This window comes from Gallibacterium sp. ZY190522 (assembly GCF_054166015.1).
In genome coordinates this window covers 1,824,996-1,842,819 of sequence record NZ_CM135118.1, presented here as the reverse complement: position 1 = coordinate 1,842,819, position 17,824 = coordinate 1,824,996, and the positions used below count along the sequence as shown (strand labels likewise).

Below are 17,824 nucleotides of genomic sequence, written 5' to 3'. Positions count from 1 at the left end.
CGAATGTGTAGCTCAGCTGGATAGAGCAATCCCCTCCTAAGGGATAGGTCGGCGGTTCGAATCCGCCCACGTTCGCCATTTTATTAATTTATCCAATTAATCAAATAGTTATGTCTAATGAAGATCAGAAATTTATGCAATATGCACTAGCGTTGGCTGATAAAGCAGCAATGATGGGAGAAATTCCTGTCGGAGCAGTGTTAGTGGATGATCAAGGAAATATTGTGGCGGAAGGATGGAATCAATCGATTACTTTATCCGACCCGACCGCCCACGCCGAGATTATTGCTTTACGCCAAGCAGGGCAGAAATTGCAGAATTATCGTCTATTGAATTTAACACTTTATGTAACGCTAGAGCCTTGCCCAATGTGTGCTGGAGCTATTTTACATAGCCGTATTAAACGCTTAGTGTTTGGTGCAAGTGACTATAAAACCGGTGCCATCGGTTCGCGTTTCCATCTATTTGAAGATTATAGAATGAATCATATTGTAGAAATTACTGCTGGAGTGTTGGAACAGGAGTGTAGTGCTAAAATTAGCCAATTTTTTCAAAAAAGACGGGCTGAACAGAAACAGATGAAACAAACTAAAGCCTATTTCATATAATAAATTATTATTAATATCCTTACTACTCATATGTGAATTATGATTTATAATATACAGCCTGAAATTTTAACTTTTCGTATGTGGGTTTGTTTATGTGTCAATTATTGGGAATGAATTGTAATACTCCGACCGATATCGTGTTCTCTTTTGAAGGATTCCGCCGTCGTGCCGGTATTACCGATTGCCATTCAGATGGCTTTGGAATTGCGTTTTTTGAAGGGAAAGGTGTGCGAGTTTTCCGTGATGATAAACCTTGCAGCTCTTCACCGATTGCTGATTGCGTGAAACAGTATCATATCAAGTCACTCAATGTGATTGCACATATTCGTAAGGCGACACAGGGCAATGTAAATCTAGAGAATACGCATCCGTTTATGCGTGAAATTTGGGGTGAAAATTGGGTGTTTGCTCATAATGGTAATTTAACTACTTTGCCTGACTTATCAGATTGCCGCGCACAACCTATAGGTACTACCGATTCCGAAGCGGCGTTTTGCTATATGACTGAGTTTTTAAAACGCCGTTATTTACGTAAACCGAGTGAAGATGAAATTTTTGATGCTGTTTACGAAGTTAGTCAAGAGTTATCAAAGCTTGGTACATTTAATTTTATTTTATCCAATGGGCAGTTTATGATGGCGCATTGTTCAACATTTTTGCATTACCTAACGCGTAAAGCGCCGTTTGGTAAAGCATTCCGTGTTGATGATGACGGCTTTATTGATTTTAATGATTATGCTAAACCGGGAGATAAAGTCACAATAATCTCAACCCAACCACTTACAAAAAATGAACATTGGACCAAAATGAAACACGGCGGTTTTGCGATGTTCAAGGATGGAGAAAAAGTGAGAGAAATTGTTGGTGTCGAGCAAGAAGTCAAGGATGATGGTACGCTTGGTAATATGAAAATTGCCTAAGCGTTGAATTTGTTCCCAACGAAATGTGAAAAGATGGCGTTATATACGCCATCTTTTTTATGCGGGAAAATATTAATAAGGATCTAACCCTAATACTTTGCGACCGTTTGTACTAGCGATGTCGACCATCTGTTCTAAATGAGGGAAGCGGCAACCGGCGGTTAAAAGGCTGAGTTCCTGCCACATATCGCCTTCGCATAACGGTACCATATAGTCACATATATTATCAGTACCAATTGCGACCGTGATTCCTTCAGGAATCATCTCGTCCGCTGGTGTTAATGCATTATGGAATGGCATTAAATCTTCTTTACGGTTGCTGTCAATCCACGCCATTGGGCAAGCGATAATCATCATTTTAGCCTGACGCATCTTTTCATACAGTTTATAACGATATTCACGAGAGTGAGCTCCGATAGAAATGCCGTGAATCGCCACAACACGCCCTTCCATTCCGTGTTCAATAGATTTATCACATAACTGTTCGGTTTCTTTCTCTTCTGGTGTGTTAAATTGGTCAACGTGTACGTGCAACATTTTTCCCAATGATTTAGCTTTATCCATCAAAATGTCCATTGCTTCTAAACCTTTGCCGTATTCCAATTCGTCTCGGTAAGGTAAGCCGCCGATAATATCAACCATTTCAGAACCTAGATCGAACCAATGTTTTGCTACCGGATCGATCACACCTTTCAGTGTTTGATTAGCGAATTTCAATTCAATGTCATTTTTATAGACTTCTCTTGCTTTGTGCGCTGCAATAATGGCGCGATCTTCACAGATAGGATCAATATCAACAAATGTACCGAAAGCGGTAACACCTTGTGAAATCATTAATTCAATTGCTTGACTGAAACGAGCGTAATAATCTTCAATGCTAGAATTGCGTTTCACTTCATCCACCAAATCCCATTTTTGTTGTAGGTTGCTGTTGTGATAAATGTGCATTTTTTCTGGGGTCATTGTGAATGCGCGGTCTGCGTGAGCATGAGAATTTACCCAACCGCCTTTTTTAATAATCTCATCACGCACATAGGCTTTAAAAGTACGAATATGGTTCATTGTGTTTGCTCCAGTGTTGATTAGTCGAAATTAGTGAAGCCCAAATTGCAAGCAAAAAAAATCCTCAATAAATGAGGATTTTAAAAATAAGCAACAAACAACAATGGACTTAATTTTACCACTTGTTGGTAAGTTGAGTTTGCCTCGTTGTTTGGTTGATAAACTTGCATTTTGGGTTCCAGTCTATAAGCACTGGGGCGGCAGTATAAAGAGTATTCATTGAAAACTCAACCACTTTTAATTAATTATTTTTATGACAGAATTCCTTGTAAGAAAATTGCAAATATTATCAAAGGAATAACAATACCTAATAGTAATCGTAATAGCGTTGTCCAAATAGTATTTGTGGAGCAAATTTGCGATTTGATTTTATCCCAACGCCACCAAGCGACAAATAGTGTTAATAGAATTTCACCCAACGGCATCAATAGATTTTGTGTGGATTTATCCAATGCATCAAAAATATTGTAATTGAAGATTTTATATTCGCTCCAAGAACCTAAAGAGAGGGAAGCGCCAATACCAAGTAAGAAAAAGAGTACGAAAGATATTACACCAGCTTTAAGTCGGTGAAACTTAAATTCATCAATAAGAAAGCTGACTAAAACTTCAAGTAAAGAGATAGAAGAAGTTAATGCGGCTACTAATAACAAAGCAAAGAATAGTACAGCCAACAGATGTCCGAAAGGCATACTAGCGAATACTGCCGGCATTGTGATAAAAGTTAAACCTGGGCCGGCACCTGGTTCAAAACCAAAAGCAAAAACTGCGGGCAGTACCATTAAACCGGAAAGAACACAGGTCAATAATGTAAGCAGAATAACCCAAACGGATGAACTGACCAATTTTGCTTCTGGTCCAACATAAGAGCCGTAGGTAATCATAATACCGATTCCCAAAGACAAAGAGAAAAATGCTAAGCCAAGTGCTTCCAACCAAGTTCTACCATCAATTTTGCTGAAATCGGGTAGTAGGAAGAACTTAATGCCTTCTATTGCGCCAGGCAGTGAAACGGCACGACCGATTAATACCAACATTAAAATCAATAAGATTGGCATTAAATATTTTGAGATACGCTCAATTCCTTTTTCCACACCGGACACGACAGTAAATAATGTGAGGAAACCGAAAATAAAGTGGTAAATAAGTGGTTGCAAAGGATCTGTAATAAAAGAGGAAAATAGATTTCCGTTAATAACCGGATCGGTTGAACCTGCAATGTTACCAGTTACTGCTTTTACTAAATAAGCAACTGTCCAACCGCCGACAACGCTATAGAAAGAGAGGATAAAAAAGGCAACCAATACGCCCATAATACCGATGATAGACCATTTATTATTGCCTAATTTTCGGAATGCACCTATCGGACCTAAGTGTGTGGCACGACCGATAGCCATTTCGGTAGCCATTAGAATTAACCCTAAAGTCAGACAGATAAAGAGATAAATTAATAAAAATGCACCTCCGCCTTGTGTGGCGGTAACATAAGGGAATTTCCACACCGCACCTAAGCCGATAGCGGAACCGGCAGATGCCAAAATAAAGCCAAGACGTGACCCCCATTGTGAACGAGCCATAAAATAATCCTCAAATGAAATAAAAGTTTGTATAAAAAGTAATGTCAATAAGTTGAACTGGAATAAGATTTAAACGGTTTATCAAAAAATCACGCTCCAACCTTGCGGCGGAGCGAGAATAGCGATAAAGTCCGTTATTATTGACAATTTTCGGCACATTATACCTGATCACATATTAATTAAAACCTAAATGAAAGACAGCACTTTAATCAATCTTTTTCTAGATGATATTTGGCTAAGTAAAAATCTATCACAGAATACTATCGCCAGTTATCGTTCGGATCTTAAATTTCTCAGTGAATGGTTGGAAAAACATCATTTAACTTTGCAACAGGTTCAATATCTTGATTTACAGGCATTTCTTGGTGAGAGATTGGAGAAAGGATATAAAGCAACAAGTTATTCTAGAATGTTGAGTTCAATGCGAAAATTATTCCAATATCTATATCAGGAAAAATATCGTGAAGACAACCCTTGTTCATTACTTTCTTCACCTAAATTACCGTCACGTTTACCAAAGTATTTAACTGAGAGCCAAGTTACAGACCTTTTAAATACACCGGCAACAGAAAATGCATTGGAATTACGGGATAAAGCAATGTTAGAGTTGTTATATGCTACTGGGTTACGAGTAACAGAACTGGTAACATTAACAGTTGACAACATCAATTTGCAACAGGGCGTTGTTCGGGTTATCGGTAAAGCCGATAAAGAACGATTAGTTCCGATGGGCGAAGAGGCTAATTATTGGATACAACAATTTATCCTTTATGGTAGAACAGAATTGTTAGGTGGGCAGAGCAGTGATATTTTATTTCCAAGCCGACAGGGTAAATTGATGACACGACAGACATTTTGGTATCGTATTAAACATTATGCTAGTTTAGCAAATATTGATGCAGATAAATTATCGCCGCACGTTTTGCGGCACGCTTTTGCTACACATTTAGTTAATCACGGTGCTGATTTGCGTGTAGTACAGATGTTATTGGGGCATAGCGATCTTTCTACAACGCAAATTTATACACACGTTGCCAAAGAACGCTTAAAACAGTTGCACAGCAAATACCATCCGCGCGGATAAATGAAAAAATTCAAGGTGCGAAATCGCACCTTGAGGATAGGAAAATTATCTGACGAAGCCGACTGCCTGATAAACTTTATCCAATGTTTCTTTCGCTTTAGCTCGTGCTTTTTCCGCACCTTCGTGCAGAATTTTGTTCAACAAGGCTTCATCATTGCGGAAATGGTAATAACGTTCCTGCAATTGCGTCAACATTGCACTCACTTCATCGGCAACCGCACCTTTTAGGTGACCATACATTTTGCCTTCAAATTCAGATTCCAATTCTGGAATGGACTTTTCAGTAATCGCAGAGAGGATACTTAACAAGTTGGACACACCCGGTTTATTTTCAACATCAAATTTTACGCGAGGCGGTTCTTCAGAGTCGGTCACTGCACGTTTGATTTTTTTCGCCACCGCTTTCGGATCTTCCAATAAGCCAATCACATTATTGCGATTGTCATCCGATTTTGACATTTTTTTATTCGGATCAAGCAAGGACATCACTCTTGCGCCGGCTTTTGGAATGAAAACTTCTGGAATAGTGAAAATATCGCCATAAAGCGCATTGAAACGTTGCGCAATATCACGTGTGATTTCAAGATGTTGTTTTTGGTCATCGCCGACCGGCACTTGTTTGGCTTGATATAACAAAATATCTGCCGCCATCAAAACCGGATAAGTAAACAAGCCAACGCTGACATTGCCTTCATAGCGTGCGGATTTATCTTTAAATTGTGTCATACGCCCCATTTCGCCGAAATAGGTGTAACAATTTAATACCCACGCTAATTGCGTATGCTCAGGCACGTGAGATTGTACGAAAATTGTGCTTTTATTCGGATCAATACCGCAAGCCAAATAAAGTGCCAGAACATCTAAAGTCGCTTTATGCAAAGCAACCGGATCTTGACGGACAGTAATGGCGTGCAAATCCACCACGCAGAATAAACATTCATAATCATCCTGCATTTTAACCCATTGGCGTAAAGCACCGAGATAGTTACCAATCGTCAATTCGCCGGAAGGCTGAACGCCGCTAAATACAATAGGTTTACTCATTTTCTTTCCTTATTCTATTCAACAATAGTTAAAATTTGTGCAAAATCACTAAATACCCAATCAGGATGGGAATCAGCAATCGGAATATTATAGTTGTAACCGTAAGTTAAACCGACCACTGAACAGCCGGCGGCACGAGCGGCTAAAATATCATTTTTGGAATCACCGACAAATAACAGCTCTTTAGGCAAAATGCCGAACTTACCGCAGAGATAAAACAGCGGAGCCGGATGTGGCTTAATCGCCGGCAAAGATTGCCCGCCCAATGTTTCTGAGAACAGATGATCAATCCCGAATGCCTTCAACACCGGAATGACGTGTTGGGTCGGTTTGTTGGTGACGACTGCGAGAATAAATCCTTTCTGTTTTAATTGTTCTAAAGTCTGTTTTACATTTGGAAATAACTGACTTTTATTACAAATATTTTCACCGTAATAGTAGTTAAAACGGGATTTAATCTGTTTTAACTGTTCAGCATCCGGCGAAAATTTCGCCCATTCCAATGCACGTGCCAATAAAATATCAGCACCGTTGCCAATCCAAGTTAACACCAACGCTTCGCTAGGTGCTGGCAAATTTAATTCCTTTAATGTATGGCTAACGGCTAAAGCGAGATCTGGCAGACTGTTAACCAAAGTTCCGTCCAGATCGAAACCGATAGCTTTAAATTGACTCATAGTTTTTCCTTATTATTTATGAGCGTGAGCAAGTTGTTCACGCATTGCTTGAATAACCTGTTGATAATCGGGCTGACCGAAAATTGCCGAACCGGCAACAAACATATCCGCACCGGCGCGAGCAATATCAGCAATATTATCCACTTTAACGCCGCCATCCACTTCTAAACGAATATCACGACCGCTGGAAATAATGCGTTGACGAGCCTGACGCAATTTCTCCAAAGCGTGCGGAATAAAAGATTGCCCGCCGAACCCCGGATTAACCGACATAATTAAAATAATGTCGAGTTTATCCATAACGTGATCTAAATAATGTAACGGTGTGGCTGGATTAAAAACTAACCCTGCTTGACAGCCGAGATCTTTGATTAATTGTAATGAGCGATCGATATGTTCACTTGCTTCAGGATGGAATGTGATTGAAGTAGCTCCTGCTTTGGCAAAATCGGGAATTAAACGATCAACCGGCTTCACCATTAAATGCACATCAATAGGAGCGGTAATGCCGTCATCACGCAAAGCCTGACAAACTGCAGGTCCAAACGTTAAATTCGGCACATAATGATTGTCCATCACATCAAAATGGATAACATCAGCTCCGGCAGATAGCACCTTTTTTACATCATCGCCAAGATGAGCAAGATTGGCGGATAAAATGGACGGTGCAATAAGATAAGGTTTCATAGTCAGCTCCCAATATTCAACGCAATAAATGCAATTAGTGTACTACTTAATCAGTATTTTTAATAGCGGAAGTTTCTAATTGGTACTATTGAAATAATATGGCAGATACAAAAAAACACGGCATTTGCCGTGCTGATGTTGATTAACTCAAGAGGAGGGAGGGTTATTCAACGGTAAGTTTTTTGCCGTCAAAGCTTAATTCCTGTACGGAGGTTAAAGCTTTACCGCCATCAGTTTCACCACCGATGAGTAGTACTTTGTTACCGTAAGATACGCTGACGCCATAGCCTGCACCTGCCGGTAAGTTGCCGACCACTTTCCATTTACCTTTATCCAAACTGTAGACTGCGGTTTGATAGGCTTTTTTCAAACCTTGATGAGCAAAGAGTTTGCCTTCTTTGAATTGTTTGGTTGCACCTGGGAAGTTAGCACCGCCGGTGACTAAAAGGTGACCGTTACTATAACCGGCATATGCACCTGCTAAACCGTCTTGTGCTGTGCCTTTTTGCGGTTCAGGTAAGTTAGGTAAATTTTTCCAATCGACAGTGCCGTGTTTATTGAATTTACCTTGCTCTGTTTCTGCTGTTCTTAAGCCCGGTTTGATTTCACCGTTAATTACAGTGAGTACATCGCCGTTTACGGTAACCGCCGCACCGGCACGCCCTGAGAATGGAAGTTGTCCTTCATTACGCCATTTATTGGTGGATGGTTGATAGCTGAAGAATGTGGTATTGAAGAAGTAATCTTGCGGACGTTGATTGAAATAGGCTGCCATTACTGCATCTTTCTTCGCCTGATCATCACCGGCTGCGGTGTAATCTTGGAAGTAACCGTTAAAGATAGAAAGATTTGAACCGCCAATCACATAAACTTTATCACCATAATTTACACCGGTTGCACCAACTAAACCAAGCGGTGAGCGAGTTGGTAATTTGCTCCAAGTGTTGTCTTGCGGATTGTAGCTATAGGCATCATTAACAAGCTGTAATTCACCTTTTTCATTTTTTTGTAAGCCGCCGAAAACATAGAGTTTGCCGTCAACGGCGCTGACCACAGGTTGTGAACGATCACCACCAGGGAATGTAGCAATCTCTTTCCAACCTGCTTTCGAGTCTTTTAAATTAAGGGCATAAAACTTATCTGCACCTGAACCTAACCCGACATAAACAGTGTCACCGATTAATGCGCCGCCGCCGCTTTTAATCCCGACCGGAAGATCAGGGTATTGTCCGGCTTGTGCTGCAAAAGCGGCTAATGAAAGACCGGCAACGATCATTGAATGAAGAACGGTTTTTTGTAATTTCATAAGATCACCTCTGAGTTTGTGAATAGACCATTCTAAAGACGACACTGAATGGGTTAAAAGATAGACTAATGATAAAACTACTCCATTATATTTGTAAATATGGAGGATGCCTTTAATTTTCAGAAGTTTGGACGAGATCACAAAAATAAAAAAATGCAGCGCTGTTTTCGCTGCATTTGGTATAAATTTTAAGCTTTAATGGTGTTTAATTATGCTTTTTCTTGGTAGGGCGTTGCCAACCTTGGATATGTTTTTGTGGAACACGTGTAATCACCAACTCATTTTCGGAAATATCTTTGGTGATGGTGGAACCGGCGCCGATAGTTGCACCATCTGCGACAGAAACCGGTGCAACCAACTGCACATCGGAACCGACAAAAACATTATCACCGATCGTGGTTTGGAATTTATTGGCACCGTCATAGTTGCAAGTGATGACACCGGCGCCAAGGTTGCAATCTTTACCGATCACGGCATCACCGACATAGGTTAAATGGTTTACTTTGGAGCCAACACCGACAGTCGCTTTTTTAATTTCCACAAAGTTACCGACGTGAACGTTGTCTGCCAATACAGCACCTGGACGTAAACGGGAGAATGGACCGATTTGAGCACCTTTACCGATAACGGCATCTTCAAAAACGGAATAAGGTTTAATTTCCACATCATCTGCGACTTCAACATTTTTCAATACGCAACCTGCTCCGATTTTGACACGATCACCGAGTTTAACGTTGCCTTCAATAATGACATTAATATCAATTTCGACATCTTTACCGTGAATTAATTCGCCACGAAGATCAAAACGGTTCGGATCCGCTAGCATTACTCCTTCCAATAAAAGACGTTCCGCATTTTTTTGTTGGTAATAACGTTCCAAGCGGGCTAATTGTAGACGATTGTTGACACCTTCCACTTCCATTGGATCTTGCGGATGAACAGAAACCACTTTGCAACCGTCGTGGTGCGCCATAGCGATAATATCGGTGATGTAATACTCTTTTTGTGCGTTATTATTGGTTAATTGTGATAACCATTTTTTCAGGTTTTTGCCGTCACAAGCGAGCAGACCGGTGTTAATTTCTTGAATTTTTAGCTGTTCAGCGGAGGCATCTTTCTGCTCAACAATGCCGATAATATTGCCGTCCGCCTGATTGTTTTCTCGTAAAATACGTCCGTAACCGGTTGGATCGTCCAATTTAACGGTTAATAGTGCAATGCCGTTTTCCGGTTTTGCAGCAATTAATTGCTGGATAGTTTCTGCACTGATCAAAGGACCATCACCAAATAACATTACAATGGTTTCGTTATCATTAAAATAAGGCGCTGCCTGTTGCATTGCGTGACCGGTGCCGAGTTGCTGCGCTTGCAAGATCCAATTTACTTTTTCATTGGCAAGACGTTGTTGCAGCAATTCTGCACCGTGGCCATAGACTAAATGGATTTGATTGGCACCAAGTTTGGCTACGGTATCAATCACGTGTTTAACCATCGGTTTACCGGCGATAGGGTGCAACACCTTCGGCAAATCGGAGTACATACGAGTGCCTTTACCGGCAGCTAAAATCACGACACTAAATGGAAGAGATGACATAAATTCTCCTTACTGTTCAGAATTATTTTGTTGCGCCATACGCAATGCGGTAGGAACTCGACGTTTACCGATATTTTTACTATCACGATGACGTAATTTCACTTTTTTCTTGCTGGTTTGTTCTTTGGCTTGTTGCCGTTTTTGTTTTAAATGGGCTTTCTTTTTCTTGATGACTTTTTTGATTTCATTCACTTTCGGTGCTTTTGTACGAGGAGCAAGATCTTCAATCACTCTGGCTTTCAGAATTTCACCGGTGTAACGGCAAATTTTACCAAGTATGGGATAATCGTGCGCTTCAACAAAAGAGATCGCACAACCTTTTTTACCCGCTCTAGCGGTACGTCCGATACGGTGTAGATAAACATCGGCGTTATAAGGTAGATCAAAATTGAAAACGTGTGATATATCATCAATATCAATACCACGAGCAGCCACATTGGTTGCGACCAAAATTGTTACTACGCCATCACGCAATTTCTCAATTGCATTATTGCGTTGTGTTTGTGCCATTTCACCTTCTAAATAGGTGCTACGGATGCCTCGTTTACGCAAAATCTCAGCCAGTTCACGCACTTTTTCACGATGGCGTACGAATACAATACCTCTGCTTACTTTTTCGTCAACAATGACACGAGCCAACAATTTGATTTTGTGTTCTTTGCTGTCGGCGTGGTAATACCATTGTTGAATCTTTTTACGTTCACGGCGGCTCGGTTCTGCATTCACCTCAACCGGATTATCCAATAAACGTTGTGCAAAATTGTTTAACTCTTCGCCTTCAAGTGTGGCGGAGAAGAGCATTGTCTGCTTGCGCCAACGGGTTTCAGCGGCAATACGTTCAGCATCCTGACCGAAGCCCATTTGCAACATTCGATCTGCTTCATCAAAAATTAAGATTTCTACCGCACGACAATCGAAATTTTCTTCCTGAATGTACTGGAGCAAACGTCCGGGCGTAGCTATGACCATATCTTGATTTTTATTGAAAATTTCGCCGTGATTTTGATAAGCGACACCTCCGGTAATGGTGGCGATATTTAAAGAGGTGAATTGTGCTAATTGTCGTGCCTGTTCAGCAACCTGCATTGCTAATTCTCTGGTTGGTGTCAGCACTAAAACTCGTGGCGCACCCGGTTTACGGCGAGGAAAATCTAATAGATGTTGAATTGCCGGTAATAAAAAAGCGATGGTTTTTCCGGTACCAGTTGGTGAAGAACCTAAAACGTCGTGTCCATCCATTGCCGCAGGAATTGCATCAATTTGGATGGCAGTCGGACGATTTAAGCCTTTTTGGGCTAATGCCTTGAGTAATTGCGGATCAAGATCAAATTCGTCAAAATTAGGAATGGTCATAAAAATTCTCGAAAATAAAAAATCAGCCTCGAATTATAGCGAAATTTTATTAAAATATCGCTATTCAATCCTGATCCGAACGATTTTAACAATGGCAAAATCAGACTGTTTTCAGTTTAAGCAATTTAAAATTTATCACGACCGCAGTGCAATGAAAGTAGGTACAGACGGGGTTCTGCTTGGTGCGTGGGCGGATATTGTCGGTGCAAAACGGATATTAGATTTAGGTTGTGGCACTGGATTAATTGCTTTGATGTTGGCACAAAGAAGTGCATCGGATTGTAAAATTGTTGGTGTTGAAATTGAAGAAAATGCTTATTGTCAGGCAGTCGATAATGTAGCAATTTCTCCGTGGTCGGAGCGTGTTACGATTTATCATCAATCAATGCAGCAATTTTGTCGAGAAACATCACAGCGTTTCGATCTTATTGTAGCAAATCCGCCTTATTTTGAACGTGCCAATCAATGTAGGGATCAATCTAGAGAAACTGCACGTTATATTGGTGATTTATCCCATTTGGACTGGTTGCTTGCCGCTGAAAATTGTCTAAGTATGAGCGGTAAAATACAATTTGTATTACCGTTTCAAGCAGGAATCTTTTTGCAACAGCAATTGTTGGCAACCTCATCAAAACTGTGTTGTACAGAAATTTGTTACGTTATTACCAAAGAGGGAAAAATGCCACAAAGAATGTTATTAACGTTCACTTTTTTAGTAAATAAGGCATCACCTAAACAGAGCAAATTAACTATTTATGATCAACAACACTGTTATCATTCTGATGTTATTCCAATGTTTAAACCTTTCTATTTGAAGTTGTAAAGAACAGTTTTGATTGTTAATGGACAGTTTCTTTAGTGATTATTCGTCTGATAATCATCATTTATCGCTATTTTCTGTTTAATGTCACAGTTTCCGGACACAGTGGATGAAGATCCTTGCCGAGAGGAGTATGATCAAACAGTAGACAATGCAACGGAATGGTTAAGGATTGTGCTATGAAAAAAAGTCTTATTTTTTTACTCCTCATTATTATCGGATTAAGCGGTTATTATCTTTTCCAACAACACCAACGACAAGCCGTGAATGAAAGCGAAATTAGGTTGTACGGCAATGTTGATATTCGTGATGTTAATCTTGGGTTTAAAGTTGCCGGTAAAGTTGAACAGCTATTGGTGGATGAAGGCGATCAAGTGAAAGCCGGTGATTTACTGGCGACATTAGAACAGAAAACCTTTCAGGATGAACTTATTTTAGCTAAAGCTAAATTGGCGGATGCGAAAGCAGCGTTGGTGCAAGCGGAAAAACTTTATCAACGTGTACAGGGATTAATCAAGAAAAATGCGGTGTCCGATGCGGACTATGATGATGTGGTAGCATCTCGTGATCGAGCTTTGGCACAAGTGGATATTTCTAAATCATTAGTATCAATTGCAGAAACTCGTTTGGCAGACACAAAATTGATTGCACCGAGTGATGGTGTGGTGTTAACCCGAGTGCGAGAAAAAGGCAGTGTGGTTAATGCTGGTTTACCGATTTACGCCATTTCATTACAAAAACCGGTGTGGGTACGTGCTTATGTAGATGAACCAAATTTAGGCAATCTTTATCAAGGGCAAAAAGTGACTGTCGTTACCGACAGCGGCGCACAATATACCGGGCAGATCGGTTTTATTTCACCTCAAGCGGAATTCACGCCCAAAAATGTGGAAAGCGAACAGTTAAGAACGGAATTGGTTTATCGTTTCAAAGTTATGGTCGAAAACAGTGATAACAGTTTACGCCAAGGTATGCCGGTGACTTTATTTATTAATAAAAAGGTTGAGGATAAATAATGTCACAAGCAATGGTGGTTATCGATAAGGTGACCAAACATTTCAAAGGAATGGATAAACCGGCACTTGATGTTGTATCGGCACAGATTTTTCCCGGCAAAATGACCGGTTTGGTTGGGCCGGACGGTGCAGGTAAAACGACCTTAATTCGTCATATTATCGGTTTAATGCAGGCAGATAGTGGCACGATTACGGTCGATCAACTCAATGTCAATGATGACGCTGAAACCATTCATCAAATCAGTGGTTATATGCCGCAGAAATTTGGTTTGTATGAAGATTTAACGGTTATCGAAAATCTGAATTTATATGCGGATTTGCGTTTAATCAGCGGTGCTTCCAGAAAAGAGAAGTTTGACAAATTGTTGGCTTTTACTGATTTGGCAGCGTTTCAACAGCGTTTAGCCGGTAAGCTTTCCGGCGGAATGAAACAAAAATTGGGTTTGGCGTGTGCATTAGTCGGAGATCCGAAGTTGTTATTGCTAGATGAACCAAGCGTTGGTGTTGATCCAGTTTCACGGCGTGAATTGTGGAAATTGGTGCAAGCGTTAGTAGAGCAAGGAATGGCAGTGTTGTGGTCAACCGCTTATTTGGATGAAGCGGAAAAGTGCGATAGTGTCATTTTGCTGAATGAAGGCAAAAAATTGTATGACGGTGCGCCACAAGGCTTGTTGGAATCGGTGCGAGGACGTGTTTTTCAAGTAAGCGATATTCCGGTGGCGGACAGGCGTTCCCGTCTAATTCATTTATTGCAGCAACCACAGGTGATGGACGGCATTATTCAAGGCAGTAATTTGCGGATTGTGTTGAAAACGGAAGCGGCAAAACCACAGTTATCACAGGGTAAGTGGCAGCCCGTTAATCCCTGTTTTGAAGATGCCTTTATTAATCGTTTAGGTGGAGGCCCCGGTGGAAATTCAGCATTGGCAGCACAGATTAAAGCTAAACCAGATGATGGTAAACCTGTTATTGATGCTAAAGGTTTAACCAAAAAATTCGGTGATTTTGTCGCGGTTAAAGATAATACCTTTTCGATTAAACGTGGTGAGATTTTTGGCTTATTAGGGCCGAACGGTGCCGGTAAATCGACCACATTTAAAATGATGTGCGGTTTGTTGCAGCCGACTGCCGGAGAATGTTTCGTTACCGGTTTGAATTTACGTTATGCCACCTCACAGGCACGCAGCAGAATCGGCTATATGGCACAACGTTTTTCACTGTACGGCAATTTAGATGTGTTACAAAATTTACGTTTTTTTGCCGGTTTATATGGCGTTACCGGCAAAGCACAACGTGAACGTATTGAAATGATGATCGATATTTTTGATTTTAAACCTTATTTGAAAATGAATGCCGGCGATTTGCCGTTAGGGTTTAAACAGCGGTTATCACTTGCTTGTGCTGTGATTCATCAGCCGGATATTCTGTTTTTGGATGAGCCGACTTCGGGGGTTGATCCGATTACCAGACGTGAATTTTGGCTGCATATCAATGCGATGGTGGGCAAAGGTGTTACGGTGATGGTCACCACGCATTTTATGGATGAAGCGGAGTATTGTGATCGTATCGGTTTGATTTATCACGGTGAAAACATTGCTACCGGCACGCCGGATGAATTAAAACAGCAGGCAATACGGCAGGCAGGTTTACAGTCACCGACATTGGAAGATGCATTTATTGCACTAGTGCAGGCGAAGGATCAGGCTAAGGGGGCAATATGAAACGATTATGGGCGTTAGTTTATAAAGAGATGTTGCAGATTATTCGCGATCCCTCTTCTATTCTGATTGCTTTTGTGTTGCCTTTTATTCTGTTGTTTATTTTTGGTTACGGTATCAATTTAGATAGCAACAAAGTCAATATCGGCGTGGTTAATCAATCTTCATCACCATTGGCTACAGAATTAGTTGACGCATTCCGTCATTCACGTTTTTTAGACAGCCGTTTTGCGGATGATCGCCGTGCTTTATATCAGGATTTGATCGCTGGCGATATTAAAGGGATTGTGGTGATTTCGCCTCAATTTAGCCGACAATTATTACAGCAACAACCGGCGCAAATTCAGGTGTTAACCGATGGCTCGCAGCCGAATACAGCAATGTTCGTTAATGGTTATACCAGCGGTGTCATTCAGAATTGGTTACAACAACAAAATACCACTGATGAGGCGAGTGGTGGCATTGGCTTGCAGGAACGTTATCTCTTTAACCCTGAATTAAAAAGCTGTTATTTTCTATTGCCGGGTTCAATGGCGATTACAATGACTTTGATTGGTACATTATTAACAGCCCTAGTGGTTGCACGAGAATGGGAACGTGGCACGATGGAAGCAATGATGGCGACACCAGTAACCATTACTCAAATTTTATTAGGAAAATTAATCCCTTATTATATTTTGGGTATCGGTTCAATGTTGATCTGTTTTTTGGTAACAACGCTTTATTATGATGTGCCGTTTAGAGGATCGCTGTTGGTATTGTTTATTGCCACCTCTGTTTTCCTGATTTGTGCGTTAGGGCAGGGATTGTTGATCTCTTCGCTTTCAAAGGATCAATTTGTTGCTTCACAAATTGCAATTTTATTTGCTTTTTTGCCCGCTTTTATGTTGTCCGGTTTTGTGTTTGAAATCAGCTCAATGCCGTTGCCGATACAGTGGCTGACCTATCTATTTAGCGTGCGTTATTATGTGACTATTTTGCAAACGTTATTTTTATCTGGCAATGTATGGGGATTATTGGCGCAAGCGATCTGCATAATGTTGATTATCGGCATTTTGACTTTTCTTTTTACAAAACGCAAAACACATAAAAGGATCGATGTATGATTTTCAATGGACGTATTTGGGCATTAATCATCAAAGAGTTATTGGCGCTGTTTCGTGATCCGCGTAGTAGATTGGTGTTGATTGGGCCGCCATTGTTGCAACTTTTCCTTTTCTCTTATTCTGCCACATTGGAGGTGAAAAATATTTCCGTGGCGATCTATAACCAAGATCACGGTGTTTATAGTACCGAAGTGATTCAACGCATTGCAGCTTCACCTACCTTTACCGAGTTGCAATATGTGCAGAGCGAGCAGCAATTACAACAGCGGTTGGCTAATAAAAAAGTATTGATGGCAATCCAGTTTCCGGCAGATTTCAGTCAAAAACTGTTGTCGGGGCAGGCGGCAAATATTCAGCTGTTGTTGGATGGACGTAATTCCAATTCGGCACAAATTATTCACAATTATGTCGCGCAAATTATTCTGCAATATAATGCCGAACTGGCGCAGCAACAGGGTAAACAGGGGTTGCCGGTTGTGGTGTTGACCAGAAATTGGTTCAATGAAAATTTACAGCACTTGTGGTACACGGTGCCGGCATTGGTCGGTATTTTAGCTGGATTAGTGGCTTTGATGGTTACTGCACTTTCCGTTGCTAGAGAACGAGAGTTGGGAACTTTTGATCAGATCTTGGTTTCACCGCTAACCCCAGCGGAGATTCTGTTAGGGAAGACTATTCCGGCAGTGATGGTCGGTTTAGCGGAAGGACTGATTATTTTTGTATTGGTATTGACCGTTTTCAAAGTGCCGTTTGTAGGATCTTTCTGGTTGTTGTTTGCGGCAATTTTTGTATTTATTTTGGCGATGGTCGGTGTAGGTTTATTTATTTCTGCAATTTCTAAAACACAGCAACAAGCGATTTTGGGTACGTTTATTTTTTTAGTGCCAGCAGTGGCACTTTCTGGTTATGCTTCACCAGTAGAAAATATGCCGAATTGGTTGCAATGGGTGGTGGAAATCAACCCGATTAAGCATTTCTTGATTATTGTAAACGGGCTGTTTTTGAAAGATATGTCCGCTGCATTGGTGTGGCTGAACCTTTATCCAATGTTAATTATTGCTGCTTGTACTTTAGCAGTGGCAAGTTGGTTATTTAGTCAACGATTGGAATAATTGGTAGTGTTCAGTGATGTAAAGTTTTATGCAAAAGAGCGAAAAGATAAACTCTATTCCAAATAATCATTTTTGCAAAAATCATAATTCTTTACTAATTCTTCTTCGTTATTCTTGATAAAAATTGATAAGATACGGCT

General features: G+C 40.6%; 16 protein-coding genes and 1 tRNA gene. 9 read left to right on the top strand and 8 right to left on the bottom strand.

Going from position 1 to position 17,824, the window contains the following annotated elements; genetic code table 11:
* Position 1 precedes the first annotated feature (1 nt).
* The 3 genes from ACXPAV_RS08945 (at position 2) to ACXPAV_RS08935 (ending at position 1,528) form a co-directional block, all read left to right on the top strand.
* A tRNA-Arg gene (locus tag ACXPAV_RS08945) sits at positions 2 to 78 on the top strand.
* Between the two features lie 32 nt (positions 79 to 110).
* Complete coding sequence (tadA, locus tag ACXPAV_RS08940) at positions 111 to 608, top strand: tRNA adenosine(34) deaminase TadA (RefSeq protein WP_458003301.1); 498 nt, start codon at positions 111 to 113, stop codon at positions 606 to 608.
* 92 nt (positions 609 to 700) lie between these two features.
* On the top strand, positions 701 to 1,528 hold the full coding sequence (locus ACXPAV_RS08935) for a class II glutamine amidotransferase (RefSeq protein WP_458003300.1): 828 nt from the start codon (positions 701 to 703) through the stop codon (positions 1,526 to 1,528).
* A 72-nt stretch (positions 1,529 to 1,600) separates the two neighbouring features.
* Here ACXPAV_RS08935 and ACXPAV_RS08930 read toward each other — a convergent pair whose 3' ends face one another.
* Both ACXPAV_RS08930 and ACXPAV_RS08925 read right to left on the bottom strand, forming a co-directional pair.
* Complete coding sequence (locus ACXPAV_RS08930; protein WP_039163355.1) at positions 1,601 to 2,590, bottom strand: amidohydrolase family protein; 990 nt, start codon at positions 2,588 to 2,590, stop codon at positions 1,601 to 1,603.
* 251 nt (positions 2,591 to 2,841) lie between these two features.
* On the bottom strand, positions 2,842 to 4,167 hold the full coding sequence (locus tag ACXPAV_RS08925) for a sodium-dependent transporter (RefSeq protein ID WP_039172167.1): 1,326 nt from the start codon (positions 4,165 to 4,167) through the stop codon (positions 2,842 to 2,844).
* Positions 4,168 to 4,357: 190 nt separating this feature from the next.
* Between ACXPAV_RS08925 and xerD the strand changes: the two genes are divergently transcribed.
* Complete coding sequence (xerD, locus tag ACXPAV_RS08920) at positions 4,358 to 5,251, top strand: site-specific tyrosine recombinase XerD (RefSeq protein ID WP_416103955.1); 894 nt, start codon at positions 4,358 to 4,360, stop codon at positions 5,249 to 5,251.
* 45 nt (positions 5,252 to 5,296) lie between these two features.
* Here xerD and trpS read toward each other — a convergent pair whose 3' ends face one another.
* From trpS to srmB, 6 genes are all read right to left on the bottom strand, one after another.
* The gene (gene trpS, locus ACXPAV_RS08915) at positions 5,297 to 6,295 is read right to left on the bottom strand and encodes a tryptophan--tRNA ligase (protein WP_458003299.1); all 999 of its coding nucleotides are present in this window, start codon (positions 6,293 to 6,295) and stop codon (positions 5,297 to 5,299) included.
* A gap of 14 nt (positions 6,296 to 6,309) precedes the next feature.
* Positions 6,310 to 6,972, bottom strand: a complete 663-nt coding sequence (locus tag ACXPAV_RS08910; RefSeq protein WP_458003298.1) for a phosphoglycolate phosphatase — start codon at positions 6,970 to 6,972, stop codon at positions 6,310 to 6,312.
* A gap of 12 nt (positions 6,973 to 6,984) precedes the next feature.
* Positions 6,985 to 7,659 carry a ribulose-phosphate 3-epimerase gene (rpe, locus tag ACXPAV_RS08905; RefSeq protein WP_458003297.1) on the bottom strand — a complete coding sequence of 225 codons (675 nt, stop codon included), beginning with the start codon at positions 7,657 to 7,659 and terminating at the stop codon, positions 6,985 to 6,987.
* Positions 7,660 to 7,822: 163 nt separating this feature from the next.
* On the bottom strand, positions 7,823 to 8,965 hold the full coding sequence (locus tag ACXPAV_RS08900) for an N-acetylneuraminate epimerase (protein WP_458003296.1): 1,143 nt from the start codon (positions 8,963 to 8,965) through the stop codon (positions 7,823 to 7,825).
* A 205-nt stretch (positions 8,966 to 9,170) separates the two neighbouring features.
* Positions 9,171 to 10,559, bottom strand: coding sequence for a bifunctional UDP-N-acetylglucosamine diphosphorylase/glucosamine-1-phosphate N-acetyltransferase GlmU (gene glmU / locus ACXPAV_RS08895; protein WP_458003295.1), 1,389 nt, complete (start codon positions 10,557 to 10,559; stop codon positions 9,171 to 9,173).
* A 9-nt stretch (positions 10,560 to 10,568) separates the two neighbouring features.
* The gene (gene srmB, locus ACXPAV_RS08890; protein WP_458003294.1) at positions 10,569 to 11,912 is read right to left on the bottom strand and encodes an ATP-dependent RNA helicase SrmB; all 1,344 of its coding nucleotides are present in this window, start codon (positions 11,910 to 11,912) and stop codon (positions 10,569 to 10,571) included.
* Positions 11,913 to 12,003: 91 nt separating this feature from the next.
* Here srmB and ACXPAV_RS08885 point away from each other — a divergent pair, with 91 nt between their 5' ends.
* The 5 genes from ACXPAV_RS08885 (at position 12,004) to ACXPAV_RS08865 (ending at position 17,684) form a co-directional block, all read left to right on the top strand.
* Complete coding sequence (locus tag ACXPAV_RS08885) at positions 12,004 to 12,735, top strand: tRNA1(Val) (adenine(37)-N6)-methyltransferase (RefSeq protein WP_458003293.1); 732 nt, start codon at positions 12,004 to 12,006, stop codon at positions 12,733 to 12,735.
* Between the two features lie 176 nt (positions 12,736 to 12,911).
* Entirely contained in the window at positions 12,912 to 13,748 is an 837-nt protein-coding gene (locus tag ACXPAV_RS08880) for an efflux RND transporter periplasmic adaptor subunit (RefSeq protein ID WP_458003292.1), read from the top strand.
* The gene (locus ACXPAV_RS08875) at positions 13,748 to 15,469 is read left to right on the top strand and encodes an ATP-binding cassette domain-containing protein (protein WP_458003291.1); all 1,722 of its coding nucleotides are present in this window, start codon (positions 13,748 to 13,750) and stop codon (positions 15,467 to 15,469) included. Before ACXPAV_RS08880 ends, ACXPAV_RS08875 begins: the two co-directional genes overlap by 1 nt.
* Positions 15,466 to 16,572: an ABC transporter permease gene (locus tag ACXPAV_RS08870; RefSeq protein ID WP_458003290.1), complete on the top strand. Its 1,107-nt coding sequence runs from the start codon at positions 15,466 to 15,468 to the stop codon at positions 16,570 to 16,572. Before ACXPAV_RS08875 ends, ACXPAV_RS08870 begins: the two co-directional genes overlap by 4 nt.
* Positions 16,569 to 17,684, top strand: a complete 1,116-nt coding sequence (locus ACXPAV_RS08865) for an ABC transporter permease (protein WP_458003289.1) — start codon at positions 16,569 to 16,571, stop codon at positions 17,682 to 17,684. The genes ACXPAV_RS08870 and ACXPAV_RS08865 overlap by 4 nt, the downstream gene beginning before the upstream one ends.
* Positions 17,685 to 17,824 lie beyond the last annotated feature (140 nt).

Excerpts from the sequence above, each read along its gene's own strand:
- ACXPAV_RS08910 (WP_458003298.1), bottom strand. The coding sequence starts at position 6,972 with ATGAGTCAATTTAAAGCTATCGGTTTCGATCTGGACGGAACTTTGGTT.
- ACXPAV_RS08865 (WP_458003289.1), top strand. The coding sequence starts at position 16,569 with ATGATTTTCAATGGACGTATTTGGGCATTAATCATCAAAGAGTTATTG.
- ACXPAV_RS08875 (WP_458003291.1), top strand. The coding sequence starts at position 13,748 with ATGTCACAAGCAATGGTGGTTATCGATAAGGTGACCAAACATTTCAAA.
- glmU (WP_458003295.1), bottom strand. The coding sequence starts at position 10,559 with ATGTCATCTCTTCCATTTAGTGTCGTGATTTTAGCTGCCGGTAAAGGC.
- ACXPAV_RS08925 (WP_039172167.1), bottom strand. The coding sequence starts at position 4,167 with ATGGCTCGTTCACAATGGGGGTCACGTCTTGGCTTTATTTTGGCATCT.
- srmB (WP_458003294.1), bottom strand. The coding sequence starts at position 11,912 with ATGACCATTCCTAATTTTGACGAATTTGATCTTGATCCGCAATTACTC.
- xerD (WP_416103955.1), top strand. The coding sequence starts at position 4,358 with ATGAAAGACAGCACTTTAATCAATCTTTTTCTAGATGATATTTGGCTA.
- tadA (WP_458003301.1), top strand. The coding sequence starts at position 111 with ATGTCTAATGAAGATCAGAAATTTATGCAATATGCACTAGCGTTGGCT.
- trpS (WP_458003299.1), bottom strand. The coding sequence starts at position 6,295 with ATGAGTAAACCTATTGTATTTAGCGGCGTTCAGCCTTCCGGCGAATTG.
- rpe (WP_458003297.1), bottom strand. The coding sequence starts at position 7,659 with ATGAAACCTTATCTTATTGCACCGTCCATTTTATCCGCCAATCTTGCT.
- ACXPAV_RS08930 (WP_039163355.1), bottom strand. The coding sequence starts at position 2,590 with ATGAACCATATTCGTACTTTTAAAGCCTATGTGCGTGATGAGATTATT.
- ACXPAV_RS08935 (WP_458003300.1), top strand. The coding sequence starts at position 701 with ATGTGTCAATTATTGGGAATGAATTGTAATACTCCGACCGATATCGTG.
- ACXPAV_RS08900 (WP_458003296.1), bottom strand. The coding sequence starts at position 8,965 with ATGAAATTACAAAAAACCGTTCTTCATTCAATGATCGTTGCCGGTCTT.
- ACXPAV_RS08885 (WP_458003293.1), top strand. The coding sequence starts at position 12,004 with ATGGCAAAATCAGACTGTTTTCAGTTTAAGCAATTTAAAATTTATCAC.
- ACXPAV_RS08880 (WP_458003292.1), top strand. The coding sequence starts at position 12,912 with ATGAAAAAAAGTCTTATTTTTTTACTCCTCATTATTATCGGATTAAGC.
- ACXPAV_RS08870 (WP_458003290.1), top strand. The coding sequence starts at position 15,466 with ATGAAACGATTATGGGCGTTAGTTTATAAAGAGATGTTGCAGATTATT.